An 18030-nucleotide genomic window follows, 5' to 3' on the forward strand; every position below is an offset into this window, starting at 1 on the left:
AAATTCAAACATCACAGTTTTTATCACTGTACATATTTATGAACAGCGAAACTGTGATTGTAAATTAAGAGGATATCCTGCTATGGCACTCGATTTAGAGACTTTTTTACCGTATCGACTGGCTAATCTTGCCAGTAAAATGAGTGAACAGTTTGCACCTGTATATCAACAACAAAGTGACTTAACCGTTGCACAGTGGCGTATTTTGTTTAACTTAGCCCAGTTTGGGCAAAGCAACGCAAAAGCATTGTGCGAGCAAGCAGCAATGGACAAGTCCACCGTATCAAGAGCAATAAAGGCATTGATAGATAAAGATTATGTAATGAGTGTAGTAAATCCTGATGATAAACGGGCTGCATTATTAGCACTGAGTGAGCAAGGCTTAAGTTTGTATCAGCAATTAGCACCAGCGGCTTTGGCGTGGGAGAAAAGTTTATTAGAAGTTTTAAGCAACGCTGAGTATCAAACTCTACTTAACTGTTTAGATAAGTTAACGAGTAAATTAGCTGAATAAAACAAAAAGCCCATCAAAAGATGGGCTTTAAAATTACTTTAATTTGTAAAGTTAACTTAGCAAATTAGAAAGTGTAACGAACACCTACACGCATTTCCCAAAGTGAGGCATCACGTTGTACATAAGTACCAACATTGCCTGAGTTGAAACTTTCGTAAACGTAACGACCTTGATCATCACGAGATGTTTTTACTACAGGGTTACCTACGAAGTTTCCTTTTTCAAGTTTACCCCAATCATCGTTTAGGAGGTTGGTTAAATTATCAATAACAAAGTAGGCTTCACCTTTATGACCTTCCATAAAACCTGGTAGCTCTTGAGTTACTTTGAAGTCGAATTTAATAAACCAAGGTGCATATTCACTGTTACGATCTGTGATACTGCCACGCTTTAAGTTTTCTTCATTAATAAAGGCGTTAAAAGCGTCTAGATCAAAATCGGCGCCATATACAACGTTTGGATCATTAACGTTTGGTACGTATAATAATTGACGGTTTTTATCTGCAAATGACGGTGTCCACAAATTATCTGAGTCGGCAAAGGTGTAGCTATAAGGCATTCCTTTTGATGCTTGACCAAATAAATTGAAGCGTGTTGCATAACCATCAAAGAATTCATGCGCGTAACCTAGTTTCAGAGTAAAGCGATGTGGTACTTCGTAATCTGATGTTGCAATACCTGGGTTGTTAGGATTTATAGTTGCTAAGTTATGGTAATTTGAATCCGCTACTGAACTGGTCATTGGATTGATATCTTTAGCATCGGTATATGAATACGCAAGAGTAAAGTCAATACCATTGTCATAGCGTTTGCTAAGCGCCGTTGAAAGTACTAATGCATCGCCACCATCATCAGCATTGGTTAGCATAAACTCACCACTACGACCTTCAGGTGCAGTGTAGATAGGACGTCCATCTACTGGCTCATAGCCATTTTGCGCTACCCCTAAATCAGTTAGTACTGCAGCGTCATTTTTACGTGAATAAAGCGCATCGGCAGAGAGCACATAATCGTTATCAGTAGTAAACGTAGCACCTAATGCATATTTCCACTCTGAAGGCATTTTAAAGTTTGGATCAATCACATTTGCAATACTATCACCTAAACGAATGTCGGTATTGGCAACTTCATCGAACATTTCTTGTGGAACGTCATAACCTGGCGTACCGCCATCAAAATTAGTCATTGCAGTATTAAATAGATCAACATTATTACGGCGAGTATAGATATTTGTTACACCGTCATTTGAGTAAGCATTAGATACCCACACATTTGGATTACCACCAGTGTATAGACCAACACCTGCACGCACTTCTAAGGCATCAGTGGCATACCAATTAAAGCCTACACGAGGTTGGATAAGATCCATACCATCTAAGTTTTGTTGGTTTGAAAACCCGTAACGATTAGTAAAGTTTTCGTTAAAATTTGGTACATCACTGCTGTCATAACGGTCATAGCGCAGACCAAAAGTTAAACTGGCATCAATATTGTCGAAGTTATATTCGTCTTGCAAATAAAAAGTATGTTGCTTATAAGAAAACTCTGCTGCAGCATCAGCAGGATTATTAGTACCAGCAGCATTATTATATTCAATTCTTGAAGCTAAACCGTTTTCAAAATCTTCAATTGAATTAAAGCGAAACTCACCTTGTGTGTGCTGTACAAACATATTAAATACATTTAACTTTTCATATTCATAGCCAGCACTAATTGTATGTTTATCAAGGTAGTACTTACCAGCTAACTTAAATGTAGTTGTGTCATATTTAAGTTTATTGGAATGACGCGAATCATCTGGGCCGATGTAAACCGTTGCACCACCTGCAGTCTTAACTTGAAACTCGCCAAAACCCGATGCTGCATCAAGTGATTGCACGCGTGCATCTACTTCAGATTTACCAAAACGAACTTCAGTAGAAAAATCGTCGTTCCAATCTGAATAAAGAGAACTAACAAAAGAGGTAAATTTGGCGCCTTGTTCATAATAATGGCTATCTAATGATAAACGGCTTGAACCAGTGTCTGATTGAGAAATAGTAAAAGCATCATTGTAATTATAAATGAAATTTGCACGATGGTTATCATTTATAGTCCAGTCAAGTTTAACTAAGATTTTTTCATCTTCAACTGGCATGCTGCCTGGCATAGTGCCTGCGTTGTAGTTATATTTTTCTTGGGCAATACGTTGAATATTCGCAATATCGCCTGCTGTAACACTTGGATCATCACCTTGAGCTGCGCCATAGTTGAATTGCGCGATACCTTCTTGTTTTTCATAAGTTCCGAAGAAGAACAGCTGATCTTTAATTAGTGGTAAGCCTAAGTTAAAACCATAACGTTTATCAGTATAGTTACCGTTATCGGCTTTCACACCTTCAACTTTATCACCTTTATAACTGTCGCTGGTGAAATCAAAGAATACTCCACCATGGATTTCATTACCACCTGATTTAGTTACCGCATTGATGTTACACGCAGTAAACCCGCCGTACTGTACATCAAATGGGGCTAGCTCAACAGCAACCTGATCGATTGAGTCAAATGAAAAAGGGGCACCAATAGTAGGGTAGCCATTTGAACTTAAACCGAAGTTATCGTTCATGCGGATGCCATCAACTGTTAAGCTGTTATATCGAGGATTATTACCCCCACACTGAATTGCACCACGGCTTTCATCAACATAAACGCGTGGATCTGCGCGAACAATATCTCTCAGATCACGGTTAATAGCTGGGGCATTTTCAAGGTCTTCTAGTGTAAATGTTGAAGATGGGCCTGTACCACCGGACATTGCACTAATAGGGCGACCAGTAACAACAATCTGTTCAATATCAGAAGTCGGTTTTAGTTGTACGCTAACAGGGTAATCAGAACCCAGAGTTAGAAAAATATTCTCAACAAGCTGATCTTCATATTTATCTGAGTCAACTATAATGTTGTATGGTCCGCCAACACGAAGGCCGCTAGCACTAAAATAGCCAGCATCATTCACGTAAGTTACCTTAGAAGAGCCGGAAGGTACGTGAATAATAGTCACTTCAGTACCTGCAGCAGGGTTACCGTTAGGGCCAACAATTTGACCTTTGACACCCGATGCAGTTGTATTTGCTACTGCTGCGCCACTTACGCCAACACAAGCTGCGATAGCGAGTGAAAGTGCTGTTTTGCGTAGTTGAATTTTCATTATTAATTTCCCGTGTAAGGTGTAATATTTTTAGTTTTGGTATTAATTTGCTCGGATTTTCTAAGCAGCTAAATTGTACCCTATTATTTCATTACAAATAAGTTACATTTCACATAAATTTGTAATAAAAGTAGTTTAGAACAAAACTGCGGTTTTTCGAGCAATTTAGTACCCATTGGTCAATCTACTCATTAAATATGACAAAAGTATGAAGCCTAGCGTTTTATGCATAAAAAAACCCGCTAAAAGCGGGTTTTACATAGAGTTTTAAAAATTAGAATTTATAGCTGATACCAATTTTAGCCTGCCATGTTGATGAGCTTGCTATTTGGCTATAGTTTCTTACATCAGCGCCACCGAAGCTATTATCAATAATATAGCGTCCTTGGTCATCAAGGCCACCAAAATCATAAATTGATTGGTCTGAATAACCTAAGCGCTTTTCTATACCCCAATCGCTATTAAGTAGGTTAGCGAAATTATCAATCATAAGGTATAGCTCGCCGCTATGGCCGTCAGTAAAGCCAGGGATTTCTTGCTTAATGCTGATGTCCATGGTGGTAACCCAAGGCTGCGTTCCAGTATTTTTACCGATAATGCCGCCGCGTTGAGAGATACCAGCACGATCTAAACGCTCTGCTAATTGTGCCCAATCCATTTGAGACTGCTCCCAATTGACATTCGGATCATCAGCACCCGTTGGAATATAAGCTAAATAAGCGCGGTTGGTAAATAAAGAACTTGTGTCGCCTAAGTGAGCATCTTTATACATATTCATTGTATAACTAAATGGACGACCAGAACGGCGTTCAAAATACATATTAAATTTAGTTGCATAACCGGCAATAAATTCAGCATTGTATCCTAAGTTAATTTTGAAACTGTGCTCAACTTCATAAAAGCCACGTGCTGCCACATCTTGATTACGATTAGCCGTAATATTATGCTTATAGTTACCTTCCGCTTGCGACGCTGACCCAACTGAAGATTCAGTAACATCTTGATGAGCATAACTTGCAGAGGCAAATAAACCGTTATCCCACTCTTTAGCAATACCGGTAGAGATAATGATAGAGCGGCCATCATCGCTTGAATTAGTCATTGCAATATCAACGTTATCTTTCAATGCACCACTGTAGATGGTCTCATTAATTACACGCTCGCCGTCAGCAGCTAAACCGATAGGACGGATAGATGTATTATGCCATACAGCTTCATTTTCTTTTTTGTGGTAAGCAATTTCGGCCTGCCATTTAAAGCCATTACCCAATAGTTCAGAATCAAATTCATATTCAAAGCCAACTTGGGCACGAATACTTGAAGGTAACTTGAAGTCAGGATCAATGTAAGCAGTGCTTCCAGCGCCTTTCTCTAACGAATTTTTAATAACATCAGGGACCTGAGTTATATCTGCAGGGTTATTTTCGTAATAGTCGTTTATTACACTATTTGGTGCAGAAACGAGGGTAATACCATCTTTTTGAAACGAGTTGTTATACCAAACATTTGGAATACCACCTTGGAAACGACCAATTCCACCATTGATTGTTAATGCTTCAGTTGCATAATATTTAAAGCCAACGCGAGGTAGAATAATATCTAAACCATCAAGATTTTCTTGATTACTAAAACCATAGGTGCTTAGAAAGCTTTCATTAAGAGTCGGTTTATCATCAGACGATAAACGCTCATAGCGAAGACCAGCTGTCACTTCTAAGTCATCACTTAAGTAAAAAGTATCTTCAACGTATAAAGCAAATTGACTACGTGTAGCATCATATGCTGTATCTGCTGAATTATTAGTGTACGCATTTTGATATGAGAAGTTGTATGCACTCAATTCGCGGTTAGCAAACTGATCAAGACTAGAGAATTTCCATGTACCTAATGAGTTTTCAGCAAACAAGTTATATAAACGAAGTGACTCATATTGAGCCCCAAAGTTTATTTCGTGCTCGTCCATCAGGTAAGTCGCATCAAACGTCAGTGTTAAGTTTTCAGTTTCAGATTTGTTAGCATGGCGATATCTATCAGTACCAAAATTAAAATTAGGGCCATTTCTGCCATCTTCTTCTACGGTGATGCTACCTAAGTTAGAGCGAGTAACACTGTCAGAGGTTACATCTTTATACGCAATACCAATCTCTGTTGAAAAGTCTTCAGTCCAATCAGAATAAAGTTTAGTGGCAAAATTATTAAACTTAGTAACATATGCATATGTATTTGATTTTAAAACTACTCTATTTCCACCTCTACTCTCATTTTTCTCAGCTTGATCGTCTTGCCATTGATACGTGAAATCTAGGCGATGCTCATCACTGGCATTCCAGCTAAGTTTAACCAATAAATTTTTGTTGGTGTCTTCAGGTGCCCCCGCTAATGAATCTGTTAGACCATATTCGTCATTTAAAATAGCAATAAAGCGATTGTAACTGTCTTCGGTTATATTAAATTCATTTGCAGCACCAGAATCTTTAAAGCCATAATCTAAATCCTGTTCACTTGACCACTGTGCGTAGTTTACAAAGTAAAACAGTTCATCTTTAATAACTGCGCCACCGACATTAAAACCAAAACGTTGTTCAGTTTGAATCGGTTTTACCTTACTTGTTGAATAAGTTTTATAACCGGCCTCATCAGTATCATCTTCTTTGATTGTTTGAACATCGCCAGCCATATCAGGTGTAGATGTTTCATAGAAGCCTGAAAATTTGAATTCATTAGTACCAGACTTCGTTACAGCGTTAATTGTACCGCCACCAAAGTTACCTTTAGAGGCTGAAAAAGGTGATACGTCTACGGAAACTTGCTCTATTGCGTCAAGTGAAACAGGAGGTTGAGAGGTCGGGTAGCCACCAAAATTCAAACCAAAGTCATCGTTTTGACCGATACCATCAACAGTTAGACCGTTAGTACGAGGGTTGCTCCCCGCAAACGTTAACTCGCCATTACCATTGATACTTGCTAAAGGATTTAGACGGGCAATATCTTTAATGTCACGATTAAAGCTTGGCATGTTACTGATTGTATCTTCGCCAAACGTACTGCTTGAGCCACCAGATTGTTGAATAATTTTATAGCCTGATACTTCAATTTTTTCGATGTTAGCTGCTTGAAGCTGAGAATTAAGACGATAGGTATCGCCCAGCTCTAAATATATATTTTCAAGCATGGTATCGGTAAATTGGTCTGAATCAATAAACACAGTGTAAGGACCGCCAACACGTAAACCATTGGCAATAAAGGTACCGCTCTCGTTGGTTGTTAATTCGCTTACAGTGCCAGTTGGTTGGTGAATAACTTTAATTTTCACATTTGCGGCTGCAGTGCCAGAAGGCGTAGTAATTTTACCACGCATAGCGGATGAGGTATCTGCTGCCATTACGCTTGTAGAAACACCTAAGGCTAGGATCACTGCCCCGGTTAATTTCGAAAGGCGAAGCTTATTCATTTTGTTGATTCCCGTGTAAAGTTAAGGTTTATTGCTTGTTTGTGTTAGCTGACATCTTAAGTGCCTTTGCTAACGGTTTTGCTGAACTATCAAATAATGTATTTAATAATCCAGCTAATCGAATACCGGCTTGTTGTAAGCGAGTTTTAATAATCGGTGTATTTTCGTAAATGTAGCTAAAGCCAATCTCGTCATTGTTTAGCTTGTATAGTTTGTCAGCTAAATTGTGTGACTCTGTTACCCATTGCTCTGGTGAACTGGCTAGGTACTCTGCAATTATTTCTGCATTATCAGTATCAATAAACTGCGCGAATTCAGTGAATGATAGGTTTTCATTTTCGATTAATTTAGTGTCCCACAACGAGTGCAGGTTGGTTTGCTGGCCAAAAAAGGTAACGTTAATACGGTTGCCACCTCTATCTTCTGCACGTCCGGCATGAAATGGCTGATGGCTATCGCCAACTAAATGAACAAGAAAACGTAAGCTAAAACGTTTGGCATCTATTGAACTGTTTTTGTTTTGTAGCGTATCGATGGCAAAATACATCCCTTCAAGAATGTTGCTTACATTATCTTTATTTAAGTTTTCATCGTGGTTGTGAGTAAATGTAGATGAATTGCTTGGCGCGTTAATGTAATGCCAACGAGAAGATTTTTTTTGCCAAAAAGGACTCGGATCAGAGCGCATTTCATCAGCCCAAGTAGCAATTTGCGCTAGACTTTGCCCTTCTAAAAGTTCTTTAAGCTCTGCTTTAGTTGCGTCTGTTATGTGATTTTCGGCAATTTCACCGACAATTCTGTGGCCATTTTGTCCCCAAGCCAATACATTTTGTGATGATAAAAGTACTGCGCCGACTAAAAGATAACTAAATCCATGTGTAATTTTGCGTAACATTTGTGTTTTCCTCAATGATCTTATTTTACAAGAGCAGCCTCTCCTATGGCGCGAATTGTCCTGATTTTGAGATAAATAGAAAGGACTCAAAGAAAATCATAATTTCTTATTGCTATTTGTTTAAATTCAAATAGTTAATTGTTTTAGGTAAAATTACTTGTTGTAATAAGTAATTTAAATTGGTCAAATAGGAGGATGAATAGTTTTGGATTGTTGAACTTTTGAAAATTAAACAGCTGCTTTTGCAACACAGCTTCTTTGTAACTGTTTTGTTACTGTTTTTTTTGTTGGTTTGGCTCAGTGGCCAGCTGAATGTGGTTACATCCAGGGGGGCCTTAAAGCCTTTAATTGAAACATCTAGTCGGTGTCAGACTTGGGCAACAGAAAACCAAGTGCAATTAATTGTCTATGCCCCCTCGCAAAAGGTTGCTCGTTCTTTAACACAAAGCCTGTGTGAAGATCCCGTTGTAGCAAAACAATATGGCGAAGTGATCGCTTTATGGGGTTACCGTACTGCCGATAGCATTGAGTTCATTGGTAAAGGTATCGCTGATTTAATTTTAGCAAAAAACAACATTATGTCAGCCTTCAAAGCTGAATCGACCTATAATTATCAACCTGTTGTTGGCTTTCCTAGTTATACCGCGTTTTTTATTTCAGCTAAAGAAAAGCCAAAAATTAACAAGCAATACTTTTTGGGGAAACGGATTGGCTTACTTGATTATCCTACAAGCCGCTCGGGGCATATACTACCTAAACAAAAGTTTAAAGATTTAGGGATCAACCTTGAAAATTTAAAAATTACTTACGCCAGTTCACATAATGAGCTTAGGGAGTTATTAGCCAATGGACAGGTTGATTTGATAGCCTCTTTTTGGAAGGAAGCAGATCAGGCGCATTTCTCTAAAAATTATATAACTCCAATCAGTGGTAATGTAACGGGTACGCGTTGGTACTTTAAAATGCAGCATGAGAACACTGATTTGCTGTGCGCTATTCAATCTCAATTAATCCAATTATCTAAGCAGCAAGTGTCGACTTATTTTAATCATGTTGAACCATATTGGCATTGTTCTGCGGGTAAAGCTGAATTCTTAGGAGAGCAACGCGATGAACAATAAGCGCTTGTTTGGCGTGACACTGTTGATTTTTAGTGCGGCGCTATTGACGTTTAAATTGTCTAGTTATGTGCAGCAGTCGCAACATAACGATTTAATAATGGCTGATATTGAAAACCGGATTGCACTAGATTTACCTCGCCTAGATTTATCAAATCGCTTTTTGAAACACTCGGGCAATCATGACGCTATTGCAGGTTATCTACAACGTTTGAATATGCAATTGATACAACAGCCAATTCAAGTTAATACCATCAATGATGTCTCACTGGCATTAACAAATAATGGCCGCGAAAGTCGGATAGGGTATCTTGAAACAAGTGATCAAAAAGTCGCGATTACATTTTTAATTGAGACGCGTTGGTGGCATATAAGCGATATTTATATCGTTATGATATTGTTATTATTGTCTTTTTTATTTTCTAAGTGGGCTGAACTTATTAACCGAACATCGCTGCAATACTTAGCATTAAAAGAGCAAACAGAGCAACTTCCGCTGGTTAATGTGCAAGTGAAACTAGTGATTGATTTGCAAGATAAGGTTTTGGCTATTAATGATAACGCTGAGATAAAAGCCGGTTTAGCTAACAAACCATTGTGTTTTTACTTGGCTTTAATCGAGTTTTGCGTTGAGCACCCCGATGTGACGCTTAATCAAAATAAAGATGTGCCGGATGAGTTAATTGAATTGGCGAATAAGTATTTTTACCGTTTAACTCAGCTTGGTCACACCATTCGTAAACGGCCTAACTTTACCAATAGTTTGGAAAAAACCTTGAGTGAAATTAGGGCTGCATTGGATGAAGTACTTATAGAACACTCACAGCTGAAAGAAATATATTACCCTCCTAAGGCACATGGTGAGGGGTCGCGCTCGCGGCTGCATAGCTATGGGTTATCGAATATCAAAGCAGATGATATAGAGGTGATAGGCAAATAACCTGAATCCAGTTAGCCCGTTCAGAATAAAAACCTCACACTGCTAATGCTTAAACAGTGTGAGGTAAGCTCGGATTATTTAGGAGAAAATTCAATGGCTTTAACTGGGCTATTTTCAATAAAGAAGCGTTTTAATGCTTGTGCATCTGTCTCATCAGTACTGACAAAGCCTTTACGCTTTACTAACACGGGGTAACCATCACCGCCAGATGCATTGTAGCTATTAATGCTCATGCGATAGGTTTTACTTTTATCCAGTGCTTGACCATTGATCATCACCTTAGTCAGTGTGTTATCACTGCGCTCAAAGCTCAGTTTATGATATTGCAAGTAAGCACCAGAATCCGGTGGGAAACTAGTTACAGTTTCTAGGTAATCCCAAAGCTCTTGACCTTGCCAATCGATATACGCAATACGGTTTTTAAATGGGTGAACTTTTAAAATATCTTTATAACTAACTTCACCCGCAGCAATACTATCACGTACGCCACCGCCGCTGATAATACCAAAGTCAGCGCCAACAACATTCATTTGCGCTTGCACAATAACGCGGGCTAAGTTGGTTTGTTGATAACGAACTTTATTGCGGTCCCCCTCAAGTTTTGCATCAACATAACCAATTTTACCTTTAATCTGTTTTGCTCCTTTAGCTTGGTAATCAGCCAAAAATGCCTTTAACTCAGGGTTTGGCGTAATATACTCATTTGCGAGGACCGGTTTTGTGGTGCCGTCTGCTTGTTCCTGGTGAATGTATAAATTTACCGGCAGTAATTTATAGTCAAGCAAAGTGAGCTGGCCATTTTCTAACTTAAATTCAGCTTTACCAACGTATTTTCCCCATTCATGGGCTTGCATGATCCAAGTGCCATTTTGTTGATCAGGTTTGCATGCCATACCTGGTTTGAAGTGAGCGTCGTTTTTATTCTCGCTTGCCATGCACACCGGTTCTTGCGAGTGACCACCGATGATCATATCAAGGGTGTTTTTTGCAAGAGAGCGGGCTAGGGTGACATCCCCCGGCGCATTAATACCATAATTGGCATCGACGTAATGGCCCATGTGGGTTACCGCAATGGTGATATCAGGCTGGTATTGTGCTTTGATTTTATCAGCCAATGTTTGGGTTACCGCAACTGGCTCTTTAAATTCAAGGCCGCCGATATACTGCGGGTTACCAATTTTAGCTGTGTCAGTGGTGGTTAAACCAATCACCGCAATTTTTAATCCTTGCTGCTCAAATACCTTATACGCTTGAAAGGCATTTTTTCCGGTTTTTTTATCAATAATATTTGCCGATAGCAGCGGAAAGTTCGCCCATTGTTGTTGCTGTTTTAAAACACTTAATGGATTGTCAAATTCATGATTACCAATTGCCATCGCATCATAACCAATTAACGACATACCTTTGAAATCAGGCTCTGCAAATTGCAGATCAGATTCAGGAATACCTGTGTTTATATCACCACCGGAAAGTAATAATACAGCGTGACCATTTTGCTTGGCATCATTGCGTAACTGGTCGATTAAGGTTTTACGGGCAGCCATGCCGTATTCACCTTTTTCGTTATGCCAAAAACGGCCATGATTATCGTTGGTATGTAAAATAGTGAGATAGTGAACATCATCGGTCGATGAGTGTGTGTTAGGAGCAGGTTGATAATTACTGCATGCACTGATGCTTAGTAATAGAAAAAGTGAAGTTAATATGCGCATAATGTGACCCGTGTTGTCAGTGTTCTGCTGTTCATTAAGCGCATAGTCTAAACTAGTTTTATTGCAAAATAACGTAATTATTCTATTTTCATATCGTCTTGAAAATTTAATTTTCCTGTCGCGGCTAATTGACGCCGTTGTAATTCTTGTTCTGCCAATGCTGATTTTTCATGATTATTACCCACCATCCAGTTCAAAAAACTTGCTGGCAACTTAGTGTAAGCCTCGCCTTGATGTAAGCCGAAATCGCATATCTGTTGTTCATTATTAGACATGGCAGTTAATCCTGTTGTGTGTGTTTTATTATTGAAAATAATACTAACAAAATAAATCAGGCTATTAAGACGATTTCGTTTTAAATAAAATTTATTTATAACGTGAGTGAATAACAACAAGATGTAACCACATGTAATTTAAATGTAATCAATTCGGTCTGATTTGTTTAAAGGTACGTTTTGCTATCGTATTTAGTCCATTGGTTCTTTACTATTTGCATTAAATTTACATACCCCCAACATTCTTCAGGACAAAAAATAATGAAAAAACTATTACTGGGTAGCTTGTTAGCTACCGCTGCGTTTGCAAGCAATGCTACCGTGGTTGAAATGCAAACTTCGCAAGGCACCATCAAAATTGATTTATTTGATCAACAAACACCAAAAACGGTGGCGAACTTTTTAACCTATGTTGAGAGTGAAGCGTATCATCAAACTGTGATCCATCGTTCGCTAGAAAACTTCATCATTCAAGGAGGCGGGTTTACATTTACCGATGATTTTAAAGCGATTGAAACATCACCTGCAGTTGCGAATGAGCCAGTGCTGTCGAATGTAAAAGGCACCGTTGCTATGGCTAAAGTGGGAGGAAATCCAAATAGTGCGACTAGCCAGTGGTTCTTTAATCTTAAAGATAATAGCGCAAACTTAGATAAGCAAAATGGCGGTTTTACCGTATTTGGTCAAATTACTGCCGATAGTTATGCTGTGCTGGATAAGATCTCTGCGTTAGTTCATTGCGGTGAAATTCCTGTGGTAAATATAACTAAAGAGCAGTGTGCAAGTGCAGATACCACGTTGGCTATTACTAATCTTGTATCGGTTAATAGTGTGGTGGTGCTGGACGATGATCCAAATTCATCAGCCAATTTATCTCCGAAAGAAAACACCCTAATTAACGATCCGACTCAGCCTGATGCGGATGATAACTCAAGTGGTAGTATGAGCTGGTTATTGCCATTACTCTTGTTGGGCTTTAACCGTCGCCGTGCAGCTTAATAGTATGTGCTTGCTATCGGGTTATATGTCCCGATAGCAAGGGTAACGGTTTAAAGTGCAAATACCCGCATTACTAATAACACCCACATAGTTAAAACCACTAAACAGCCAAGCAAAAAGCTATAATAACGCGGTTTTACGCTATTGCTGCCTAAATGAATAATACTGTGAATTACTCGCGAAATAACAAACCCCCATGCTAAAGCTACAAACATGTACCCTGCTGCATTGAGTTGTAGGCCTGTTACGCAGGCAACAAAAAACAATACTGGTATTTCAAACTGATTGATAAAGTTGCGACCAGCAATATGCACGTCATCACCCGCATTATCTAATTGCATGGTAGCAAAATCTTGCATCGAAATTGTTTTGTTACGTGCAGCACTAAAACGCCGACGACCCATTACCACCATTACTGTAAACGTCAACATGACTTGAGCGAACATAGCAAGCAATAGATATTTTTCCATTTGATTCTCGTTGTTAGAGTAAATTCAGACATAAGCCTAGCAGTTTGTCTTTATAATTCACAAAATGTGTTACAAAGTATTTAGAAAAATGATTGCAAGCTTATGCTCGTTTACCGATCATAAACACAAGACAACAATTAATGGATACTATCCTCATTATGAAAAAAATAATTACTTTAAGCGCTATTGCCTTAGCGGTATTAAGTGGTTGTGGTACCACAACCACTTCAGTACAACAACAAACCGCATTATTGTCAGATACTCTGGTAATTAGCCCAAATGATACTCGCCAATATAAAACCCTTAAATTGGCAAATGAAATTGAAGTAATTTTAGTCTCAGATCCAAGCGCTGAAAAATCAGCGGCCGCATTGAGTGTCGGTGTTGGTTTGTTACATGATCCAATGAGTCAACAGGGGATGGCGCATTATTTAGAGCACATGTTATTTTTAGGTACTGAGCGCTACCCTGATACCAAAGGGTACTCTGATTTTATGACTAAAAACGGCGGGGCGCACAATGCTTATACATGGTTAGATATCACTAACTACATGTTTAAAGTCAATAATGATGCCTATGACGAAGCACTAGATCGTTTTGCTGATTTCTTTAAATCTCCTAAGCTTTACCCAGAATACACAGATAAAGAGAAAAACGCAGTAAACGCCGAATGGCCAATGCGCCGCGAGATGGACTTTTTTGGTCAGTTTAAACTGGCGCGTAAAATGATGGGCGATCATCCTGCAAATCGTTTTTTAATCGGTAATTTAGAAACACTCGGTGATAAAGAAGGCAGTTCATTACATAAAGAGACGGTTGATTTTTATAATAAATATTACTCTTCTAACATTATGAAAGTGGCGATGATTTCAAACTTGCCACTGAGCGAGATGGAAGCGAAAGCACAAAAATATTTTGCTGATATTGAAGATAAAAAAATCGACAAACCAACCGTTACCCAACAGTTAGATTTTGATAATGTGGGTGGTAAACGCGTACATTACGCCCCCAATGAAGATGTAAAACAGTTACAACTTGATTTTACCATTGTTGATAACAGCGACGAATTTGCCGTTAAACCAAACCGCTTTGTAGCATATTTATTAAGTAATGAAATGCAAGGCAGCCCAGCGCAAATTTTACGTGATAAAGGCTGGGTATCACAGCTATCAGCCAACGCGACGCCAACTCACTACGGTAACTATGGCGCGTTGACAGTCGATGTGCAATTAACTGATGAAGGCATGAAAAACCGCGAAACAATTGTCGCAACAGTGATGCAATACATCGACTTGATCAAAAAAGAAGGCGTTGATAGTAAATACTTTAATGAAATTCGCACTTCATTAAATAATGAATTTCAATTTTTGGAAAAAGGCGATGAGTTCGGTTATGTCAGTAATCTAGCTGGCAGCATGCAGGACTACCCACTTAATCATGCTATCAATGCGCCATATTATTACGCTAAATTTGATGCCGCAGCCATTAACAAAGTGCTTAAGCAATTAAATGCTGATACGTTACGTATTTGGTATACCTCTAAACAAGAAGAAACCGACTCGCAATTGCATTTTTACGATGGTAAATACCGTATTGAAGATATCAGCGATGCAGAGATTGCCAGCTGGAGTAAACCAAGCCAATTTGCCTTAGCACTACCAACCGTAAATCGTTTACTACCAGAGAGCTTTGCAATTAAAACAGCGCAATTTGCTGAGCAAAAGCACCCAGCGTTGGTGTATGAAAAAAATGGCGTAAAAATATGGCGTCAAGCCAGTCAAAACTTCGCCGAGCAACCGAAAGGATTGCTTGAAGTTTATTTAAATACGCCGGATGCATTGACGGATATTAAAGCAAAAGTACTTTATTCAGTATGGGCTGACTTATACAACCTACAACAAAGTAAACTCAGTACTGAAGCGGCCGTTGCTGGTATGAGTGTTGGCCTTGAAGCGAGTAATGGCCTTATTTTATCTATGAGCGGTTTTACAGATAAACAGGATTTATTGCTAGCGCAGGCGCTGGAAAACATAAATGTACAAGTGACAGAGCAAGGCTTTGCGCAAGCACTTGATCGTTACCAACGCGCTTTATTAAATGCACAAAAACAATTTCCTTTCTATCAAGCGTTCGATGAATATTCAAAACTGATCAGAACCGGTAGCTTTGATACGGATGCATTAGTAAATACAGCTAAAACATTAACGATTGCCGATTTTGAGCAGCTCAAACAGCAGACATTTGGCAATAACGAACTACGCGTATTTACTTTTGGTAACTACAACCAGCAAGATGTTGACGCGATTGCTAAAGCGCTAACTGCAGTGTTACCAGTAGCGCACAAAGCAACTGAATTCGCACGCAGTAAAGCATGGTTGCCGCAACCTGGTGAAACCATCGTATTGCAAAAAGACATTGATGTGGCGGATGTCGCGATTATTGATATGACCGTACACCCGATTGCAGGCTATAAGCAAAAAGCGCAAGCGCAAGTGCTACAAGGTCACTTTAGTACTATTGCATTTGATAAATTACGTACCGAAGAGCAACTGGCTTATGCGGTAGATGGCTTAGCACGGCCAATTGAAGACTATTCAGCAATTGGCTTGTTTATTCAAACGCCAGTAAAAGATGCCCAAACAATGCAAGCGCGCTTTGAGGAGTTTAAAAAGCAATACGCCGTAGAGCTTGATACCATGAGTGAAGAAACCTTCGCACAACTTAAAAACGCAGCCTTAGTATCACTCAAAGAGCAGCCGAAAAACCTCAGTGATGAAATGGGCCCATTAATTGGCGATTGGTATCGTGAAAATTTTGCTTTTGATTCAAAAGAAAAGTTAATTGCTGAAGTTGAAAAAGTCACCCTTGCAGATATTAAAGACTACTACCAGCAAACAATGTTAAATCCACAAGCTGCGCGTTTAAACGTACAACTTCGTGGTAGCAAATTTGCTGACAAACCGTTTGCCGATTTACCAAAACAAACATTGGTAACAGACTTACAAGCACACTTTAATGGCATTAAATTGCAAAAGTAATTTAGCCCATTGAAGCGTTGAAAAAGATCAAAGCCCAAGCGATTTGCTTGGGTTTTTTTGTGAAAAAATAAAAATACAGCGAACCTTTTACATTGCTAAACCGTCTTGTAGAAAAGATATTAAGGAGAGGCATGAATTCGACGCAAATAACGCTTGCTGTAATTAGCGCACAGCAAGGGGATGAGCCAGCTTTTAACTCATTATGTACTTATTTGTATAATCCTAGCTTTCTATTTGCGATGAAACTTTGTAAACAGAAAGACTTAGCAAAGGATATAACGCAAGAAGCGTGGACTGTGGTAGCAAAAGACATTCGTAAATTAAAAGAACCAAGCGTGTTTAAAGCGTGGTTATTTAGAGTGGTATACCACAAGTTTATTGATGTCACCCGTAAAGATAAGTACATAGAAAGTTTTCAGCCGGATAAGCATGAACAATCAATAGATACTACACATTGTAATGAGCAATCTATTGATTTAGCAAAATTAATAAATAACCTGCCAGATAGTGAGCGGCTCAGTGTTTATTTGTTTTATTTAGAGCAAATGTCAATTAGCGACATTGCTTTAATAACAAATGTTGCTGTTGGCACAGTGAAGTCACGTTTACACCGAGCGAGAGCACAGCTGGTAAAATGGTTGAGTGAATAATTGGAGAGAGTGATGAATTTAGATGAGAAAATAAAAGAGAGCTTACAGGCTGAACAACACAATTTGGAGTCTGTTTTAGAGACTGATTCTGGTTTATTTAAACAGTTTACAGGTATATATCGCGGAAAAATGCGCAGTTGGACAGTTTTAGGTACGATGTTGGCTTTTATACTCACGGCAATTTTTATACTATCAGCCTACCAATATTTTAATGCTGAGCAGATAGCACAGCAACTGTTTTGGGCTGTGTGTTTTGTAAGTAGTCTAATGATGCAAATTGCCGTTAAACTCTGGCTGTTTATGGAGATGAATAGGCAATCTATTATTAAAGAAATTAAGCGAAGTGAATTTGAAATAAGGCTGATACTCAGTGAACACTCAACTTCAAAGATTAAAAACTAAGTTTTAATCTGAACGTTAAAAGGAAGTTTTATGAAATACATAACTTGGTCTTTGTTGTTATTGTATTCAGTATGTAGCTACAGCAGCAACTCATTTACTGATGACTTGGTCAACGCCGCAAATGATAGAACAACACAAAACGTGCGTTATGACGGCGCTTATCATCGCATTGCTTACCCAAACGGCGATGTACCCGACAATATTGGCGTATGTACTGATGTGATTATTCGAAGTTATACCCAAACCACCTCAAGATACGAGTTTCAGTTGGAATTAAAAGCGATTTAGGCAAGGCATTGATTGCAAATAATAGTGGTTCTATTGTTAAAATCAATAACGCAGTATCAATCGCTTTTAAACCAACCCGTTGGGCGTTTCA

General features: G+C 38.8%; 13 protein-coding genes and 1 pseudogene. 8 read left to right on the forward strand and 6 right to left on the reverse strand.

Going from position 1 to position 18030, the window contains the following annotated elements:
• Positions 1–82: 82 nt before the first annotated feature.
• On the forward strand, positions 83–514 hold the full coding sequence (locus ENH88_RS05315; RefSeq protein ID WP_304180437.1) for a MarR family winged helix-turn-helix transcriptional regulator: 432 nt from the start codon (positions 83–85) through the stop codon (positions 512–514).
• A 64-nt stretch (positions 515–578) separates the two neighbouring features.
• On the opposite strand, the gene ENH88_RS05320 is transcribed toward ENH88_RS05315, so the two are convergent.
• From ENH88_RS05320 to ENH88_RS05330, 3 genes are all read right to left on the reverse strand, one after another.
• Positions 579–3701 (reverse strand): TonB-dependent receptor, encoded by a 3123-nt coding sequence (locus tag ENH88_RS05320; RefSeq protein WP_304180439.1) that lies wholly within the window; start codon positions 3699–3701, stop codon positions 579–581.
• 274 nt (positions 3702–3975) lie between these two features.
• Entirely contained in the window at positions 3976–7152 is a 3177-nt protein-coding gene (locus ENH88_RS05325) for a TonB-dependent receptor (RefSeq protein WP_304180441.1), read from the reverse strand.
• A 28-nt stretch (positions 7153–7180) separates the two neighbouring features.
• Positions 7181–8047, reverse strand: coding sequence for a S1/P1 nuclease (locus ENH88_RS05330; RefSeq protein ID WP_304180442.1), 867 nt, complete (start codon positions 8045–8047; stop codon positions 7181–7183).
• A gap of 221 nt (positions 8048–8268) precedes the next feature.
• Between ENH88_RS05330 and ENH88_RS05335 the strand changes: the two genes are divergently transcribed.
• Together ENH88_RS05335 and ENH88_RS05340 are read left to right on the forward strand one after the other, a co-directional pair.
• Positions 8269–9168 (forward strand): PhnD/SsuA/transferrin family substrate-binding protein, encoded by a 900-nt coding sequence (locus ENH88_RS05335; RefSeq protein ID WP_304180444.1) that lies wholly within the window; start codon positions 8269–8271, stop codon positions 9166–9168.
• Positions 9158–10105: a hypothetical protein gene (locus ENH88_RS05340; protein WP_304180446.1), complete on the forward strand. Its 948-nt coding sequence runs from the start codon at positions 9158–9160 to the stop codon at positions 10103–10105. The genes ENH88_RS05335 and ENH88_RS05340 overlap by 11 nt, the downstream gene beginning before the upstream one ends.
• A gap of 74 nt (positions 10106–10179) precedes the next feature.
• On the opposite strand, the gene ushA is transcribed toward ENH88_RS05340, so the two are convergent.
• Positions 10180–11817, reverse strand: a complete 1638-nt coding sequence (ushA, locus tag ENH88_RS05345; RefSeq protein ID WP_304180447.1) for a bifunctional UDP-sugar hydrolase/5'-nucleotidase UshA — start codon at positions 11815–11817, stop codon at positions 10180–10182.
• A gap of 77 nt (positions 11818–11894) precedes the next feature.
• Entirely contained in the window at positions 11895–12092 is a 198-nt protein-coding gene (locus tag ENH88_RS05350; RefSeq protein ID WP_304180448.1) for a hypothetical protein, read from the reverse strand.
• A gap of 261 nt (positions 12093–12353) precedes the next feature.
• Here ENH88_RS05350 and ENH88_RS05355 point away from each other — a divergent pair, with 261 nt between their 5' ends.
• Positions 12354–13091: a peptidylprolyl isomerase gene (locus ENH88_RS05355; protein ID WP_304180450.1), complete on the forward strand. Its 738-nt coding sequence runs from the start codon at positions 12354–12356 to the stop codon at positions 13089–13091.
• A 50-nt stretch (positions 13092–13141) separates the two neighbouring features.
• Here ENH88_RS05355 and ENH88_RS05360 read toward each other — a convergent pair whose 3' ends face one another.
• On the reverse strand, positions 13142–13561 hold the full coding sequence (locus ENH88_RS05360) for an MAPEG family protein (protein WP_304180451.1): 420 nt from the start codon (positions 13559–13561) through the stop codon (positions 13142–13144).
• Positions 13562–13719: 158 nt separating this feature from the next.
• On the opposite strand from ENH88_RS05360, the gene ENH88_RS05365 reads away from it, so the two are divergent.
• The 4 genes and pseudogenes from ENH88_RS05365 to ENH88_RS05380 form a co-directional block, all read left to right on the forward strand.
• Positions 13720–16599 (forward strand): insulinase family protein, encoded by a 2880-nt coding sequence (locus tag ENH88_RS05365; protein ID WP_304180452.1) that lies wholly within the window; start codon positions 13720–13722, stop codon positions 16597–16599.
• Between the two features lie 131 nt (positions 16600–16730).
• Entirely contained in the window at positions 16731–17249 is a 519-nt protein-coding gene (locus ENH88_RS05370) for an RNA polymerase sigma factor (protein ID WP_304180453.1), read from the forward strand.
• Between the two features lie 12 nt (positions 17250–17261).
• Positions 17262–17651: a DUF6768 family protein gene (locus ENH88_RS05375; RefSeq protein WP_304180454.1), complete on the forward strand. Its 390-nt coding sequence runs from the start codon at positions 17262–17264 to the stop codon at positions 17649–17651.
• 30 nt (positions 17652–17681) lie between these two features.
• Positions 17682–17894, forward strand: a pseudogene (locus ENH88_RS05380) (DUF1287 domain-containing protein); the annotation flags it as partial.
• Positions 17895–18030 lie beyond the last annotated feature (136 nt).

The organism is Pseudoalteromonas prydzensis (assembly GCF_011050055.1).
GTDB classification, from domain to species: Bacteria; Pseudomonadota; Gammaproteobacteria; order Enterobacterales; family Alteromonadaceae; genus Pseudoalteromonas; species Pseudoalteromonas prydzensis_A.